This is a genomic window from Vreelandella mediterranea, from assembly GCF_970647075.1.
The window spans coordinates 2087756-2104175 of sequence record NZ_OZ310198.1 but is presented as its reverse complement, the minus strand read 5'-3'; the positions used below and the strand labels follow the sequence as shown (position 1 = coordinate 2104175).

Sequence of the window (16420 nt, the reverse complement as noted above, 5' to 3'; positions counted from 1 at the left end):
TAAAAGCGCTATTCATAAAGGCGCTTCATCACAGCGTTTATCACCTGCTTTATTCAGCAACTGATTAGTGAGAGGCATTATGGCGAACTATTCTACCAACGAATTCAAGGGCGGTTTGAAAGTAATGCTCGACGGCGACCCGTGTTCGATCGTCGATAACGAGCTGGTCAAGCCGGGCAAGGGGCAGGCCTTCAACCGCGTGAAGCTGCGTAACCTGATGACCGGTCGTGTCTGGGAGCGTACGTTCAAGTCCGGCGAGTCGTTGGAAGGCGCCGATGTCATGGAACTCGAGATGGAGTATCTCTATACCGACGGTGACATGTGGCACTTCATGAAAACCGACGGCTCCTTCGAACAGTACGCGGTCGAGAAGAAAGCCCTGGGCGACACCGCCAAGTGGCTAAAAGAGCAGGTAGCTTATACCGTTACCTTGTGGAACGACAAAGCCATTGCTGTCTCGGCCCCGAATTTCATCGAGCTGGAAGTGGTAGAAACCGATCCGGGCCTCAAGGGCGACACCGCCCAGGGTGGCTCCAAGCCGGCGACGCTTTCATCCGGTGCGGTGGTACGCGTGCCGCTGTTCATCAACCAGGGGGAAGTGTTAAAAGTAGATACCCGCTCTGGTGAGTACGTCTCCCGCGCGTGATTCCCGGGCAGCCGCTTGGCTGTCGCGTCCCGAATGGTTCAAGCCACGCTCACGCGTGGCTTTTTAGATCGAGGAAGGCAATGTCGCCCACCTGGCGCCCCAATGCCGATATGGCAACCCTGATCGAGCGTGCCCGCCTGCTGGCCCGGGTGCGCGCTTTTTTTGCCGCCCGCCAGGTGCTGGAAGTAGAAACGCCGGTGCTGGGCCAGGGCGGCAGTACCGATGTGCATCTGGCATCCCTTGCCACCAAAGCGCGTACCGACAAGGGGCAGCGAACGCTTTGGCTGCAAACCTCACCGGAATTTCACATGAAGCGGCTACTGGCCGCGGGCAGCGGGCCGATTTTTCAGCTGGCAAAGAGCTTTCGCGACAACGAGGTGGGTCGACGCCACAACATCGAATTCACCATGCTCGAGTGGTATCGCCCCGGCTTTTCCCTCGACGCGCTGATCGACGAAACCGCGGAACTCGTGGACAAGGTCATGCCTGGGGCGGGCCAAAAGGTCGTGCGCTACCGCTACCGGGAGCTTTTTCACACCCATCTCACCGTGGACCCGTTCACGACCTCGCTCGAGGTGCTCAAACGCCTGGCCGGGCAGCGCGCCCACATGCCCCTGGAAAGCCTTGCTCGCGAAAGCCGCGAGACCTGTCTCGATCTATTGATGAGTACGGTCATCGAGCCCACGCTTGGCAAAGGGGAGCTCAGCCTGGTGGTGGACTACCCGGCAAGCCAGGCCGCGCTTGCCAAGCGCCATCAGGACGATGACGGCCAGTGGCTGGCCTCGCGCTTCGAGCTTTATCTTGACGGCATCGAGCTTGCCAACGGCTACGACGAGCTGACCGATGCCAGCGAGCAGCGCGCACGCTTCGAGGCGGATAACGCCGAACGCGCGCGGCTGAACCTGCCCCAGGTGGCGATCGACGAGCGTTTGCTGGCGGCGCTGGAGCACGGCATGCCGGAAGGCGCCGGGGTGGCGCTGGGGGTCGACCGGTTGATTCAGCTGGCGCTTGGCAAGTCGCGCCTTGAAGACGTGCTGGCCTTCGCGACGCCCAACTGCTGATGCCTTGTCAGGCCTTGATACGCTTGAGCAAAAACACCAGCGGCACCGTGGCAATGTAGATAAGCCCAAGCCAGGTGAAAATGTCGTTGAAGGCGAGCACCTGGGCCTGCTGGGCCACCCGCTGGGCGATGAGCCCGACGGCGGCCTGGTGGGCGTCGGCCACCGAGCCACTCAGCATCGCCTCGTATTTAGCGATCTCCGCCACCACCACCTCGCGGCCGGTGTCGATCGCCGGAATCAGCTGGTTCCAGTGAAAATCCTCGCGAATATCGCGCACCGTATCGAGCAGCGCCAGGCCCATGGCGCCGCCCAGGTTGCGCATCACGTTGAAAAGCCCGCTGGCATTACCCACCTCGCTGGGCGCAAGCGTGCCCAGGGCGATACGCGAGGCCGGGATGATGCACATGATCAGCCCCATGCCGCGCACGATCTGAGGAACGCAGAACTGCCAGAAGCCGGACTCCACGGTGAGGTTGGCGTTCATCATCGTGCCCACGCCCACCAGCAAGAACCCCATAAACAGCATGACTCTCAGGTCGAGATGGTTGGTCGCCTTGCCTACCAGCGGGGCGCAAAAGAACATGGTTAGCCCCGTGACGAACATCACCTGGCCGATCTGCAGGCTCGAGTAGCCGCGCACATAGCCGAAAAACAGCGGCATAATGTAGACCAGCCCGTAAAGCGCGATGCCGATGATGAACCCCATGCCCGCGCCGATGGCGAAGTTGCGGTTGGCGAAGGCGCGCAGGTCGACGATCGGGTGGGCGCTTTTCAGCGTGCGAACGAAAAACCCGACCCCGGTGGCCAGACACAGCAGGCTGAAAAGGGTGATTTCCTGGCTTGCGAACCAGTCCTCGCCCGGGCCCTCTTCCAGCACGAACTCGAGAGAGCCCAGAAATAGCGCCATGAGCGTCAGGCCGATGATGTCCAGCCGGCGCGCTAGCGCGTGATTGGGTTTATCGATATCCAGAAAGCTCCACGCCGCCCAGCACACCAAAATGCCGGGAATCACGTTGGCCAGAAACAGCCAGTGCCAGCTTTGGGTTTCGGTGATATAGCCGCCCACCGTAGGGCCGATCGAGGGCGCCATGGTGACCACCATGCCAATCACCGCCTGTACGCTGCCCATCACTCGCCGGGGGAAGATCGAGAAGCTGATCGCCTGGGTAACGGGAATCATCGCCCCGCCCATGAAGCCCTGAAGAGCGCGCAGCACGATCAACTGCTCGATGGAGTTGGCCATGGCGCAGCCCAGACTCGCCAGGGTAAAGCCCGCGCAGGAGAGGGTGAAAACGACCCGGGTGGAGAGAATGCGCATCAGCATACCCGAGAGCGGAATCATCACGATCTCGGCCACCAGATAGGCGGTCTGCACCCAAGAGATTTGGTCCTGGCTTGCCGAAAGCCCGGATTGGATCTCGTTGAGCGAGCTGGCCACGATCTGGATATCCAGAATGGCCATGAACATGCCGAACACCGCCGCGATAAAACCGATTCGCTGCGGCCAGGGCGGCATGTCGCTTACACCCGTGGCCGCGCTGGTGGCCTGGCTCATAGTGGCGCGGGATCCGCGTTAGCGATGGTGGCGGGTCTTTCGTGATCGGCGGTCTCTTCACGGGTGTCGATCTCGGGAGCGGCGGAAAGCCCTGCGCGCAAAAGTCCCAGCGACTCGGTGGGGCCGGTGACGCGAATTCTGACGGGCACCCGCTGGACGATCTTATTGAAGTTGCCGGTGGCGTTGTCCTGGGGCAGCAGGCTGAACTCGGTGCCGGTGGCGGGGGAGAGGCTTTCGACCACGCCGCTGAAGGTCGTGTTGGGATAAGCGTCGAGATGAACGGCAACCGGCTGCCCCAGGCGAATGCGCTCGAGCTGGGTCTCCTTGTAGTTGGCGGTGATGTAGGCCGAGTCGAGGGGCACGAGCTGCATGAGCGTCAGCGACGGCTGCGCGAGTGTACCGGCCTCGACGCGTAAATTACCAATGACGCCGTCCCGCGGCGCGGTTACCCGCGTTTTATCCAGCTGGTGCTGGGCGTAGGCTAAATCCGCCGCCGCGGCTTGCTGGTTGGCCTCGGCGCGGGTTACGTCGCTTTCGGCCACCGCCAGTTGGCGCTGGGCGGAGACCACGGCGGCGCGCTGGGTGGCCAGGTGGGCTTCGGCTACGCGCAGCGCGCTCTGGTCATCCTCGCTTTGCTGGCGCGAGCCGTAGTTGTTGGCGGCAAGTGACTGGGAGCGCTGCACGTGCTGGCGGGTGCGGTCGACATCCGCCTGGGCCGCATCGACCTGGCTGGTGGCCTGGTCGATGCCCGCCTGCTGGAGCGCCACTTGGCGCTGGGCCTGGGTGAAGGAAGCCGCGGCGACCGCTTGCTGAGCCCGAGCTTGTTCGAGCTGGTCCCGGTAGCTGGCGTCGTCGAGCTGAATGAGCAGGTCGCCACGTTTGACGGACTGGTTCTCATCGACGGCGACATCGATCACCCGCGCCGCAAGCTCAGCGCGGACGGCGACGCTATCGGTGCGCACATAGGCATTGTCTGTGGATTCGATGAACCGGCCCACCTGCCACCAGCCCAGCGCCCACCAGGCGAGCAGCGCCAACAGGATAACGGCGATTAACGCCAAAAGTAGCTTACGGCCCGTCTTTTTGGCCGGTGCCGGCTCATCGAGGGCGTTGACTGAAGGTTCAAAAGGCGCGTTTTGCTGTTCACCGCTGGCCATGGGGATTCCTCGCCGGGTCTCATCCGGCATTGAGCTGGTTACAAAATCTGCCTATAGTGTAATGAAGGTTACACTACATAGCTATCTCGGCGTTGACGAAAGGCACGAAACGCCGATGAGCCCTGGAGGGGCAATGGTTCAAAAATCCACAGCGCAGAGCAGCACGGCTGAAACGTCTCTCACTTCCCGGGGCGTAGCGCGCCGGGAGCGGCTTTTGGATGCCGCCCGGGACGTTTTTTTGGAGCAGGGCTACGCCGGGGCCAGCGTCAACGACGTCGTGGCCCGCGCCGGCGGCTCATTGGCCACGCTTTACAAGCAGTTCGGCAATAAAGAGGGGCTCTTTACCGCGGCGATGGAGCGCCATATCGAAACCGCCTGGGCGGTGCTGGAAGAGGGGCGCCGGGACCGTCAGGCGCCGGCGCAGGTGCTGTTCGAGTTGGGCCGGCGCATGCTGATGCTGGTGTTCGACCCCGGCGTTATTCGTCTGGTGCGCGGTCTGGCCTTCGAGGCCGAGCGCGTTCCGGAGCTTGGCGAGCTTTTCTTGACCCGGGGCCCGGACCAGACCCGCCAGGCACTGGCCCGTTACTTGAGCGACCAGGTGGCCAGCGAAACCCTCGAACTTGAAAACCCCCGGGAAGCGGCGGGGATCTTCATGGGCATGTTGATGGGGGAGTGGCACGTGGATGCACTACTGGGCCGAGACCTGACGCTGGACGAGGCCCAGTGCAGCGCCCGAGCCCGGCGCTGCGTCACGATCTTTTTGGCCGGCGTTACGCGGGCCCCGGCGTCGTGACGGGCGAAGGTTCATAGCGGCCAAGCGGCTGGCCCATCTGCACCTTGGTTTCCGGCGGGTAGTCGCCGAAGGCGACCGGGTTTTCAAAGCACATCACCACCGTCGAGCCCAGCTTGAAAAGACCCATTTCTTCCCCGCGCGCAAGCGTGACGGGGCGCTCGAAGCGGGTGCGCTGGGGGGAGCCTGCCAGGGGCGTAACCTGGCCGGACCACACGGTTTCGATGGCGGCGACCACCATGGCGCCGACCAGCACCATGGCGAACGCGCCCTCGGGGCTATCGAAAATGCACACCAGCCGCTCGTTGCGGGCGAACAGGTTCGGCACGTAGCGGGCGGTGGCCTGGTTCACCGAAAAGATACGCCCCGGCACGTAGATCATTTCGCGCAGCGTGCCGGTGGCGGGCATGTGCACCCGGTGGTAGTCACTCGGTGAGAGATACACCGTGGCGAAGCTGCCGCCAGCGAACTCGGCGGCCAGCGCCGCGTCGCCCCCCAGCAGCGTCTGCGCCGAGTAGCGGTGACCCTTGGCCTGAATCAGCTGGCCCTCTTCGATCACACCGTGGCGTGAAAGCGCGCCGTCCGCCGGGCTCAAAAGGCCCTCGCCCAGCGGCCGGGCATCCGCCTTCAGCGCGCGGGTGAAAAATGCGTTGAAGTGTTTGTACGCGGTGGGGTCGGGCTCCAGCGCCTCGCGCATATCCACGCCGAAGCGTTTGATGAACGCCTTGATCAGCATGTTTTTGAGCCACGGCACGTCGCTTTGCGCAAACCAGCCGGTCAAGCGCGAAATGCCGTGATGGGGCAGTGGATACTGAATCAGTGAAAAAGCTTTTTGAAATAGCGACACGTTGGTTACTTTTGGTCAAGGAAAGCCCGCAGGGGCGTTATTTTTCGATCGGCGTATCGTCGCGATTGCCCCACTCACCCCAGGAGCCCGCGTAGCCGCGAATGTTGAAACCAAGCGCCTTGCCCACAAGCCAGGTAAAGCTACTGCGATGGTGGCTTTGGCAGTGGGTGGCGACTTCCATGTCCGGGGTCAGGCCCATGGCCTGGAGCTCGGTGACAAGCTCCGCGTAGTCGCGAATGCGCAGCGCCCGCTCATGGTCCATGGCATTGACCCAGTCCATGTTCACCGCGCCCGGAATGTGGCCCAGGTGCTTGTTGTTACCTTTTTCGCCGGCATACTCCGCCGGTGAGCGGGCATCCCACACGGCAAACCCGCGGTCATCGAGCTTCTCCTTGATCTCATCCGCCGTAATCAGCGCCTGGGGGTTGAGCACCTCGGCGTGGTAGTCGCTTTGGGTCGGCAGGGTCTGCTCGGTGTTCTCGGCAAGGCCCGCGTCGCGCCAGGCGTGAATGCCGCCGTTCAAGTAGGAGTAGCGGGTGTGGCCAAGATAATCCAGTGTCCATAAAAGCCTGGCCGCCCAGCCGCCGCCTTCGTCATCATAGGCCACGACGTGGGTATTGCGGGTAAGCCCCAGGGCGCTTAAAAGCTTCGACAGAAAGTCGATGTCCGGCACGTCGTTGGGCACCGGGCCCTCGCCGCGTAACAGGTAGCGAAAATCCAGATAAACCGCGCCGGGCACATGGCCCTGGCGGTAGCTGTCCGGGTTGGTCGGCACGTCGACGATCAAAAGCTCGGGGTGGCCTAGCTGGGCCTCGAGATCGGCGGGCTCGACGATCAGCGGTAACAGGTTGGCTTCGCTGGACGGGTGATCAGCACTCATGAACTGCTCCTTTCAATCAGGCGTTTAGGCGTTTTTTTAAACGCTCAAACTATCGAGTATTCGCCGGTAGCTGGCAAAACGCTCGGAATGAATCTTGCCTTCCTCGACCGCGCCAAGTAAAGCGCAGCCCGGCTCCTGGCGATGGCGGCAATCGCGAAAGCGGCAGTAGCCGATGAACGGCCGGAACTCGATAAAGCCATCGGTCACTTCCTGCTCGGTCAGGTGCACCAGGCCAAACTCGCGGATGCCCGGGGAGTCGATCAGCTCGCCGTTTGCGACCTCGTCCCGGTCCATGGCGTAAAGCCTTGCGGTGGTGGTGGTATGGGTACCCTTGCGCGAATCCTCGGAGAGCGCCCCGATGCGAAGCGACTCATCCGGCAGCAGCAGGTCGATCAAGGAGGATTTGCCCACGCCGCTCTGGCCCACGAACACCGAGGTGCGCCCTTCGAGCTGCTCACGAAGCGCTTCAAGGCCCGCTTCATTATCCGTGGTGGTGCGCACCACCGGGTAACCCAGGCGTTGGTAACGCTCTAGTAGCGCGCCCAGCTCGCCGCCATCGTCAGGCAGTAGATCGATCTTGTTGAGCACCAGCACCGGGGCGATGCCCGTGGCCTCAGCGGCGACCAGGTAGCGGTCGATCAGGTTGGGGTGCGGCGCGGGTTCGACCGCAAACACGATCAGAATCTGGTCGATGTTGGCGGCCACGGGTTTGAGCTGGCCGCGGGCGTCCGGGCGCTTCAAAACGCTATCGCGCTCCTCCCGCGCCACGACCACGCCGGAGCCCTCCTGGCCTGCCCGCCATATCACCCGGTCGCCGGTCACCAGGCCGTCCATATTGGCGCGCAGGTGGCAGCGCACCGGGGCGTTGTCGCTGTCGCGCACTTCCAGGGTGCGGCCAAAGTGGGCCATCACGCGCCCGGGCTGCTCCGCGCCGTATTCGCCGGCGGCCAGCTTCTGAGTGTCCTGAACTTCGCGCTTTTCGGCGCGCTCGGTACGCTCGGCCTGGATCTTCTCGACGCGCCAGCGCTGCTGGCGGCTTAATTTACGTTTGCTCATGACCACCTGATGCTCGGTACAATAGTCGTAGTGTACCTGTTAACGTTGCCCGGGTAACACAATCTTAAGTCACGCTATCTTAAGCCACCTTGCCCCGGCCCATTTGGAGAAATGCATGAGCGACACCACCGCCCCGAGAAGCGATCTGCTGGTTTGGATCGACCTGGAAATGACCGGTCTGGACCCGGAGAAAGAGCGCATCATCGAAGTCGCAACGCTGGTGACCGATGCGGACTTGAACGTCGTCGCGGAAGGCCCGGTGATCGCGGTCAGCCAGCCCGAAAGCCTGCTGGCGCAGATGGATGCCTGGAATCAGAAAACCCATGGCGAGTCCGGACTTGTGAACCGGGTTAAAAATAGCCCGGTCGATACCGCCAAGGCCGAGCGCGAAACCCTGGATTTTCTGAGCCGCTATGTCGAACCCGGCACCTCGCCCATGTGCGGCAACAGCATCCACCAGGACCGGCGCTTTTTGGAGCGCGAAATGCCAGAACTGTGGGCGTTCTTCCACTACCGCAACCTGGATGTCTCGACGGTGAAGGAACTCGCCAAGCGCTGGAATCCGAAAGCCCTTGAAGGCTTTGGCAAGCAAAACGTGCACCTGGCGATGGACGATATCAAGGAGTCGATCGCCGAGCTTGCCCACTACCGTAAAACCTTCCTGCGCGGGCAAGACGACCCGGCTTAAACGGCGGTGGCGATACGCGCGCTGCGTTTACGGCGCTGCTCGTCGAGTGCCCAGGCCACGTGTTCGCGCACGAGCGCACTGGGGTAGGCGCGGCGCGCGTTGAGCGCGGCTTCTACCTCAGGGCTGTAGGGGGCGTTACCCAGGCCCACGGCCAGGTTTCGCAGCCAGCGCTCGTAACCGATACGCCGGATCGCGCTACCCGCGGTCTTTTGCAGAAACTCCTCTTCGCCCCAGGCGAAAAGGCTCAAAAGCGAGGCGCGGTCCAGATCGTGGCGCGGCGCGAAGTCTTCCTCGGCGCTTGCCCGGGTAAAGCGCGTGAACGGGCATACCAGTTGGCAGTCGTCGCAGCCGTAGATGCGGTTGCCCATCGCCCGGCGGTATTCGACGGGGATCGCGCCGTGCAGTTCGATGGTGAGATACGAGATGCACTTGTTGGAATCGATGATCTTGTCATCGACGATAGCGCCGGTCGGGCAGGCGGTTTGGCAGGCGTTGCAGCGCCCGCAGTGCTCGGATTCGAACGGCGCATCGACGGGTAAAGGTAAATCGGTATAGAGCTCGCCAAGAAAGAATAGCGACCCGGCCTTGGGGTTCAATATCATGGCGTTTTTGCCGAACCAGCCAAGGCCTGCCTTTTGCGCCAGCGCCCGCTCCATCACCGGGGCGGAGTCCACGAACGCGCGGTAGCCGAAGGCGCCCACTTCTTGCTCGATCTTTTTGGCAAGGCTTGCCAGGCGCTTACGAATCAGCTTGTGGTAATCCCGCCCCAGGGCGTAGCGCGAGATATAGCCCAGGTGGCGCTTACTCAGTACTTTGGTGGTTTCGACTTCCGGGGGGAGGTAGTCCATGCGCGCGCTGATCACCCGCCGCGTGCCGGGCTCGAGCTCGGCCGGGCGGGTGCGCTTGGTGCCGTGTTTGGCCATGTAGCTCATTTCGCCCTGGTAGCCTTTGGCAAGCCACGCGTCGAGGTGCGCTTCGTGCTCGCCAAGCTCGGTATCGGTAATGCCGATCTGTTGAAAGCCGAGCTCACGCCCCCAGGTTTTGATCAACGCCGCCAGGCGTTCGAGCTCGTCATCAGAAAGTGAAAAAGCGGTGGAAGTCGCCATGGTTCGTCAACGTTGGTGCATAGGCGCGCTATGCTAACCCATTAGGCGGTATCACTACACGCACCCGGCGCTTACGAAGCGCCCTGGCATTTACTACCCAAGACCAAGGAGTTTTTGTGTCGACGCAACGCCCAACGCATCACCCGGCGCTGACCACTCAGGCGCTACGCCCGCTCTATAAAGCCGCCATGGTACGCGAGCTCGAGCGGCGCACCATGGCTGCGGGTATCGAGAGCTTTGCCTTGATGCAGCGCGCGGCTTCCAGTGCCTGGCACAGCTTCCGTTCGCGCTGGCCCCAGGCCAAAAGCGTGACCGTGATTTGTGGTAGCGGCAATAACGGCGGCGATGGACACGTGCTGGCCGCCTTGGCCATGCAGTCCGGGCTCAAGGTGCAGCGTATTTCGACCCGCGCGCTCGAGTCCCTCGAACACGATGTTGGCCGGGCCGCCGAGCTTGCCAGCGCCGCGGGGGTCGGCTGCGAGCGCTACCGCGCCGGCATTCGTTTCGAGGGCGAGGTGATCGTCGACGCGTTGCTGGGCACCGGGCTTTCGCGGGAGGTAGAAGGCGAGGCGCTCTCGGTCATCAACGATATCAATCGCGCCGAGCAGCCGGTGCTGGCGCTGGACGTGCCGTCCGGGATCGCCGCCGATACTGGCGCCGCCCAGGGGGCAGCGGTGCAGGCGCACTGCACGGTCACCTTCATTGGCGATAAAATCGGCCTGCACACCGGCGACGCCCCGGCCTATACCGGCGAGATCGACTTTCGCCCACTGGGCGTCAAGGCTCAGGCGTTTTTCGATATCGTCCCCGCCGCCTGGCGGTTGGAAGAGAGCTGGCTGGCGCCGGCGTTCGCCCCGAGGCCCCGCGCCGGGCACAAGGGCCGCTTTGGCCACGTACTGGTAATGGGCGGCGCCCCGGGCTTTGGCGGCGCCGCGCTTTTGAGCTCCCAAACCGCCGCGCGGCTGGGGGCGGGCAAGGTGAGCCTGGCCACCGCCGCCGAACACGTTAGCGCAAGTCTGACGCGCTGCCCGGAAGTAATGGCCCGCGGCGTCTCCGGTGGCGCTGCAGCTTGCGAACTTGCCGAAGCGGCGGATGTCATCGTGATCGGGCCCGGCATGGGTGAGGGTGCCTGGGGTCAGGCCATGCTGCAAAGCGCGCTGCACACCGACAAGCCCCTGGTGGTCGACGCCGATGCGCTCAACCTGCTCGCCAAGCGCTGGCCGACGCTTGCCCGGGATAACTGGGTGCTCACGCCCCACCCGGGCGAGGCGGCCAGGCTTTTGAACTGCTCGGTGGCCGATGTTCAGTCCGACCGCCCGGAAGCCGCCCGGGCGCTGCAGCGCGCCCGGGGCGGCGTCGTCGTGCTCAAGGGCGCGGGGAGTTTGGTGGTCGGGCCCGGCGGCATGGTGGTATGCCCCTTTGGTAACCCGGGCATGGCCAGCGGCGGCATGGGCGATGCGCTCAGCGGCATGCTCGGTACGCTGGCCGCGCAGTTCGATGATCTCGAGCTTGCCACGCGTTTGGGCGTGATGGTGCACGCGCTCGCCGGTGACGCCGCTGCAAAAGAGCACGGTGAGCGTGGCTTGCTGGCCAGTGATCTGGCATCCTATGCACGCATTTTGATCAACCCGTGAAGGCATTCCATGCAAGTGCAGTTGAGTGATGAGGCCGCCCAGGTTGCGTTTGGTGAAGCACTAGGGCGCGCCCTCGAAGGGCGCGGACGGGTCTATCTCGAAGGCGAGCTGGGCGCGGGCAAAACCACGCTCACCCGCGGTATTTTGCGCGCCTACGGCCATGAAGGGGCGGTTAAAAGTCCCACCTACACGCTGGTCGAGCCCTACGAGTTCGATAACCAGCGTGTCTATCATCTGGACCTTTACCGTCTTGGTGATCCGGAAGAGCTCGAGTTCATGGGCGGGCGCGATATTTTGAGCGACGAGGCGCTTTGCCTCATCGAGTGGCCCAGCCGGGGAGCCGGCTGGCTGCCCGCCGCCGATATCCGAGTCGAACTAAGCGTTGCCCGCCAGGGAAGAGCAGCAACGCTAACGCCGCAAAGCGAGTGGGGCCAGCAAGTGCTGGCGGCTTTGCAGGCTGTAACGTGATAAACCCTAGGGGAGTAGTGTGATTCAATGGATATGAGGGGCACATTTAAACGCCTGCTCGGCGCGGCCGCGCTGAGCGTTTTGGCGCTGTCGGCCTCCGCCCAGGCGGCGGTGGTCGAAAGCATGCGCCTGTGGGCGGCGCCGGATCACGCCCGGTTGGTGTTCGATCTTTCCGGTGCAGCGACGGCGGACGTTTTTTCGCTGAGTAACCCGGACCGCCTGGTCATCGACCTGAACGACACCGAACTCGATACCGATGCCTCGACCCTGCCGCTGAGTGACAGCGCCATCGACGCCGTACGCACCGGCAGCCTCGAAGGCGGTGGGCTAAGAGTGGTGCTCGAACTCAATCGTGCGATTACCCCGCGTCACTTCACGCTTGCACCCAACGACCAGTATGGTCACCGCCTGGTAGTGGATTTGGAGTACCCCGGCGAAAGTGCGGTCGAAAACCCCATCGACCCGATCGAGGCGATGATTCGCGAGCAGGAGATCCAGGCCCAGCGCGTGACCGCCCAGGCCCAAGCGGCCGCGCCGGAGGAGGCGCCGGTGGCCGAGCGTGCCCCCGCCGCTGTTCAGCCTGCCCAGCCACACCCCCAGCGCGATATCATTATCGCGGTGGACCCCGGCCACGGCGGTGAAGACCCCGGGGCGATCGGCCCTTCCGGAACGCGAGAGAAGGATATCGTGCTGGATATCGCCCGGCGGCTGGCCTCGGACATCAACGCCACGCGGGGCTTCAAGGCGGTGCTGACCCGGGACGGCGACTACTACCTGGGACTTCGCCAGCGCACCCAGCTCGCCCGGGAACAGAAGGCCGACTTCTTCGTCTCCATCCACGCCGACGCCTTCTCCAGTCCGCGGCCTCAGGGCAGTTCGGTATTTGCGCTCTCCCAGCGCGGCGCCACGTCGGAAACCGCCCAGTGGCTCGCCGATAGCGAAAACCGCTCGGACCTGATCGGTGGCGTGGATGGTTCGCTGTCGCTGCGGGACAAGGATCAAGTGCTGCGCGGCGTGCTTCTGGATTTGACCATGACCGCTACGCTCAACGACTCGCTGTCTATCGGTGGTGAGGTACTCGACCGACTCGGCGGCATCAACCGGCTGCATAAGTCCCAAGTGGAGCAGGCGGGGTTCATGGTGCTCAAGTCACCGGACATTCCGTCGCTGCTCATCGAGACCGGCTTCGTCTCCAACCCGGACGAAGAGCGCCGCCTGCGCGACCCGACCCATCAGCAGGCGCTGGCCCAGGCGATCTTCAGCGGGCTACGTTCGCACTTCGAGCGCAACCCGCCTCCGGCAAGCCTCTTGGCTTGGCAGCGCGACAACCGCCGGGCGCCGTCGGGCAACGAGTACCGGATCCAGTCCGGCGATACGCTTTCCACGATCGCCGTTCGCCACGGCGTGCCGGTCAATCAGTTGAAACAGGCCAACGAGCTGAACGGCGACGTTATCCGTGTCGGCCAGGTGCTGCGCATTCCAAGCTCTTAAGCTCGGGCGGGCGGCGTAATTAACGAGAGGTAGTGAGTGTCTGATGTGAGCGAAACGACACGTATCCATGTGCTCGACCCCCGGCTGGCCAACCAGATTGCCGCCGGCGAGGTGGTCGAGCGGCCTTCGTCGGTCACCAAGGAGCTAATGGAGAACGCCATCGATGCGGGCAGTCGGCGTATCGAGGTCGAGGTCGAGCAGGGCGGCACCCGGCTAGTGCGGGTGCGTGACGACGGCGTGGGGATCAGCGAAGAGGATTTACCCTTGGCGTTGGCCCGCCACGCCACCAGCAAGATCGAAAGTCTCGAGGACCTGGAAGGCGTAAGCTCGCTGGGCTTTCGGGGCGAGGCGCTCGCCTCGATCAGCTCGGTGTCGCGGTTGGAGCTCGTTTCCAACGCAAGCGAAGACCCGACCCATGGGTTTCGCGTGGTCGCCGAGGGCCGGGGCATGGAGGCCCGCGTTGCACCCGCGCCGCACCCCAGGGGCACCAGCGTGGCGGTGCGCGATCTGTTCTTCAATACCCCGGCCCGGCGCAAGTTTTTGCGCACCGAGAAGACCGAGTTCGCCCATATCGAAGAGGCGTTTCGCCGCCAGGCGCTGTCGCGCTACGACGTGACCTGGGTGCTGCGCCACAATCAAAAGACCGTTCACCAATTGCCCGCCGGGGACGCCGCCGCCGCTCGAGAGCGGCGTATCGCCTCGCTTCTGGGCAAGAATTTCATCGAGCACGCCCGCTATATCGAACGAGAAGCCGGCGGTTTGCGGCTCAGCGGCTGGGTAGGCTTGCCGACCCACTCGCGCTCCCAGGCGGACCAGCAGTACTTTTTCGTCAACGGGCGCGTGGTGCGCGACCGGCTGGTCGCCCACGCGGTGCGCCAGGCCTACCGCGATGTGCTCTACAACGGCCGCCATCCGGTGTTCGTGCTTTATCTCGAGCTCGACCCGGACGTGGTCGACGTCAACGTTCACCCGACCAAGTATGAAGTGCGCTTTCGCGACGGGCGCATGGTCCACGACTTTCTCTACTCGAGCCTGCACCACTGCCTGGCGACCTCCAGGCCTACCGAAGAAGTCGAAGCGCCGGCGGGTGACGAAGCGGCGCCTTCCGAGGCGCCGGCCGCCAACGGTGAACGCCAGGGCATAGCTGAAACAAACGACCCATCGTCGGCACCGCGCTGGCAGCAGCAGGGCATGGCGCTGGGGGAAGGGCCGGCGCGTCATCCGGGCGCCGAGCGGGTGCGCCGCTTCATGCAGGGCTACCAGGCGCTTCACCCGGACCATGAAGAGAGCCTTTTGACCCCGCAAACCGCCTCCGGCCCGGCCGGGCCGAGCCATGAAGTGCGCGAAGCGCCGGTCGCCATGCCCGAAGCAGACCCGACCAGTGCGCCGCCGCTCGGTTTTGCGCTGGGCCAGCTGCACGGTATTTATATTCTGGCGCAAAACGCCCAGGGGCTGGTGCTGGTCGATATGCACGCCGCCCACGAGCGTATCGTCTACGAGCGAATGAAAAATCAGCTGGCCGTGCAGGGCGTGGATACTCAGCCGCTTTTGGTGCCGGTGTCGCTGGCAGCCAGCCGCCAGGAGGTCGCCACCGCGGAAAGCGAGCAGGAGGCGATTGCCGCGCTGGGCCTGGAGCTCGACGTGGCAGGTCCGGAGACGCTTTTGGTGCGCCGGCTGCCGGCGCTTTTAGCCGGCGCCGATCCGGAAGGCCTGATTCGCGAAGTGCTCGAAGAGCTTGCCAATTTTGGCCAGAGCTATCAGGTCGAGGCGCGGCTTCACGCGCTTTTATCGACCATGGCCTGCCATGGCAGCGTGCGCGCCAACCGTAAGCTGACCCTGGACGAAATGAACGCGCTCTTGCGCGACATGGAGCGTACCGAGCGAAGCGATCAGTGCAATCACGGCCGGCCTACCTGGACACAGATGAGCATGAAGGCCCTCGATAAGCTTTTCCTGCGCGGTCAATAGCCGCCCCTCACGATGGAGCTTTGCGGCCATGGCCGACACACGCCCTTTGGCGATTTTTTTGATGGGCCCAACGGCGGCCGGCAAAACCGATACGGCGATCGCGCTGCACGAGCGCCTGGGCTGCGAGCTAATCAGTGTCGACTCCGCCATGGTGTACCGCGGCATGGACATCGGCAGCGCCAAGCCTTCCCCGCAGGAGCTTGCCCGAGCGCCACACCGCTTGATCGATATCCGGGATCCGGCGGACCCTTATTCGGCGGGCGATTTCCGCGAAGACGCGCTCCTACAGATGCGGCAAATCAGCGCGGCGGGCAAGGTGCCGCTGCTGGTCGGCGGCACCATGCTTTATTACAAGCGCCTGCTCGAAGGCGTGGCGGATCTACCCGCCGCCGATGAAGCGGTGCGCCAGGAGCTTGCCGAAAAGCGCGAGCAGGTAGGCCTTGCCGGATTGCACGCCATGCTCGGTGAAGCCGACCCGGTGTCCGCGGCGCGTATTCACCCCAACGATCCTCAACGGCTTTTACGCGCTCTGGAGGTGTACCGGGTCAGCGGGCGGCCGATGAGTGAGCTTTGGGCAGAGCAGCGCCCGGAAAACTTTCCTTACCGCACGCTGTCGATAGGACTTGCCCCCGCCGAGCGGCACGTACTGCACGAGCGAATCGCCCAGCGTTTCAAAACAATGTTGGCCGAGGGCTTGATAGATGAGGTCGCCGCCCTCAGAAAGCGGGGTGACTTGCACAAGGATCTCCCGTCAATGAAGAGCGTTGGCTATCGGCAAGTGTGGGAGTATCTGGATGGCGAGCTGAATGAAGCAGCACTTTGCGAGCGCGGTATCATTGCGACTCGCCAGCTCGCCAAACGCCAGCTAACGTGGTTACGGAGCTGGCCGTCGCTGAACTGGATCGATTCGACCACGCCAGCCCTCGACGATAAGGTGCTGAAATTCGTGCGCCAAAGCAGTGCTTAGCGTAAGATAGTGTTTTAGTAAGCATGTTTTTCGAGTGGCCCAGACGTTTTATAACACCAGGCCTTTCGGGCAATAAGATTGCGGTAGCGCCAAGAGCGCGCCATTA

General features: G+C 63.5%; 15 protein-coding genes. 9 read left to right on the top strand and 6 right to left on the bottom strand.

The genetic code is table 11. The annotated features are described in order from the left end of the window. The first annotated feature begins 79 nt into the window (after positions 1–79). Positions 80–646, top strand: coding sequence for an elongation factor P (efp, locus tag ACWFVE_RS09860; protein ID WP_263584362.1), 567 nt, complete (start codon positions 80–82; stop codon positions 644–646). Positions 647–726: 80 nt separating this feature from the next. Then, entirely contained in the window at positions 727–1707 is a 981-nt protein-coding gene (epmA, locus tag ACWFVE_RS09855) for an EF-P lysine aminoacylase EpmA (RefSeq protein WP_447529096.1), read from the top strand. A 7-nt stretch (positions 1708–1714) separates the two neighbouring features. Here the strand turns inward: epmA and ACWFVE_RS09850 are convergent, their stop codons facing one another. Together ACWFVE_RS09850 and ACWFVE_RS09845 are read right to left on the bottom strand one after the other, a co-directional pair. Then, positions 1715–3262, bottom strand: coding sequence for a DHA2 family efflux MFS transporter permease subunit (locus tag ACWFVE_RS09850; RefSeq protein ID WP_447529095.1), 1548 nt, complete (start codon positions 3260–3262; stop codon positions 1715–1717). Further along, positions 3259–4419, bottom strand: a complete 1161-nt coding sequence (locus ACWFVE_RS09845; protein WP_447529094.1) for an HlyD family secretion protein — start codon at positions 4417–4419, stop codon at positions 3259–3261. The genes ACWFVE_RS09850 and ACWFVE_RS09845 overlap by 4 nt, the downstream gene beginning before the upstream one ends. A 133-nt stretch (positions 4420–4552) precedes the next feature. On the opposite strand from ACWFVE_RS09845, the gene ACWFVE_RS09840 reads away from it, so the two are divergent. After that, the gene (locus ACWFVE_RS09840) at positions 4553–5212 is read left to right on the top strand and encodes a TetR/AcrR family transcriptional regulator (RefSeq protein ID WP_447529093.1); all 660 of its coding nucleotides are present in this window, start codon (positions 4553–4555) and stop codon (positions 5210–5212) included. On the opposite strand, the gene asd is transcribed toward ACWFVE_RS09840, so the two are convergent. The 3 genes from asd to rsgA are packed head-to-tail and all read right to left on the bottom strand — an operon-like array spanning position 5190 to position 7992. Further along, positions 5190–6056, bottom strand: a complete 867-nt coding sequence (gene asd / locus ACWFVE_RS09835) for an archaetidylserine decarboxylase (RefSeq protein ID WP_447529092.1) — start codon at positions 6054–6056, stop codon at positions 5190–5192. The genes ACWFVE_RS09840 and asd overlap by 23 nt on opposite strands. Positions 6057–6093: 37 nt before the next feature. After that, on the bottom strand, positions 6094–6936 hold the full coding sequence (locus tag ACWFVE_RS09830) for a sulfurtransferase (RefSeq protein WP_447529091.1): 843 nt from the start codon (positions 6934–6936) through the stop codon (positions 6094–6096). Between the two features lie 36 nt (positions 6937–6972). Next, the gene (gene rsgA, locus ACWFVE_RS09825; protein ID WP_447529090.1) at positions 6973–7992 is read right to left on the bottom strand and encodes a small ribosomal subunit biogenesis GTPase RsgA; all 1020 of its coding nucleotides are present in this window, start codon (positions 7990–7992) and stop codon (positions 6973–6975) included. A gap of 115 nt (positions 7993–8107) precedes the next feature. On the opposite strand from rsgA, the gene orn reads away from it, so the two are divergent. After that, complete coding sequence (orn, locus tag ACWFVE_RS09820) at positions 8108–8680, top strand: oligoribonuclease (RefSeq protein ID WP_447529089.1); 573 nt, start codon at positions 8108–8110, stop codon at positions 8678–8680. Here orn and queG read toward each other — a convergent pair. Continuing rightward, positions 8677–9786, bottom strand: a complete 1110-nt coding sequence (gene queG / locus ACWFVE_RS09815) for a tRNA epoxyqueuosine(34) reductase QueG (protein ID WP_447529088.1) — start codon at positions 9784–9786, stop codon at positions 8677–8679. The two genes, orn and queG, sit on opposite strands and share 4 nt — an antisense overlap. 188 nt (positions 9787–9974) lie before the next feature. Between queG and ACWFVE_RS09810 the strand changes: the two genes are divergently transcribed. From ACWFVE_RS09810 to miaA, 5 genes are read left to right on the top strand one after another with little or no spacing between them, the layout of a single operon-like run. Further along, positions 9975–11420: an NAD(P)H-hydrate dehydratase gene (locus ACWFVE_RS09810; protein WP_447530522.1), complete on the top strand. Its 1446-nt coding sequence runs from the start codon at positions 9975–9977 to the stop codon at positions 11418–11420. Positions 11421–11429: 9 nt separating this feature from the next. Beyond that, a complete protein-coding gene (tsaE, locus tag ACWFVE_RS09805) occupies positions 11430–11888 on the top strand; it encodes a tRNA (adenosine(37)-N6)-threonylcarbamoyltransferase complex ATPase subunit type 1 TsaE (RefSeq protein WP_447529087.1) in 459 nt (152 codons plus the stop codon). A gap of 27 nt (positions 11889–11915) precedes the next feature. Continuing rightward, positions 11916–13379, top strand: coding sequence for an N-acetylmuramoyl-L-alanine amidase (locus tag ACWFVE_RS09800; protein WP_447529086.1), 1464 nt, complete (start codon positions 11916–11918; stop codon positions 13377–13379). 45 nt (positions 13380–13424) lie between these two features. Then, complete coding sequence (gene mutL / locus ACWFVE_RS09795) at positions 13425–15347, top strand: DNA mismatch repair endonuclease MutL (RefSeq protein WP_447529085.1); 1923 nt, start codon at positions 13425–13427, stop codon at positions 15345–15347. A 28-nt stretch (positions 15348–15375) separates the two neighbouring features. After that, entirely contained in the window at positions 15376–16314 is a 939-nt protein-coding gene (gene miaA, locus ACWFVE_RS09790; protein ID WP_447529084.1) for a tRNA (adenosine(37)-N6)-dimethylallyltransferase MiaA, read from the top strand. Positions 16315–16420: the final 106 nt, after the last annotated feature.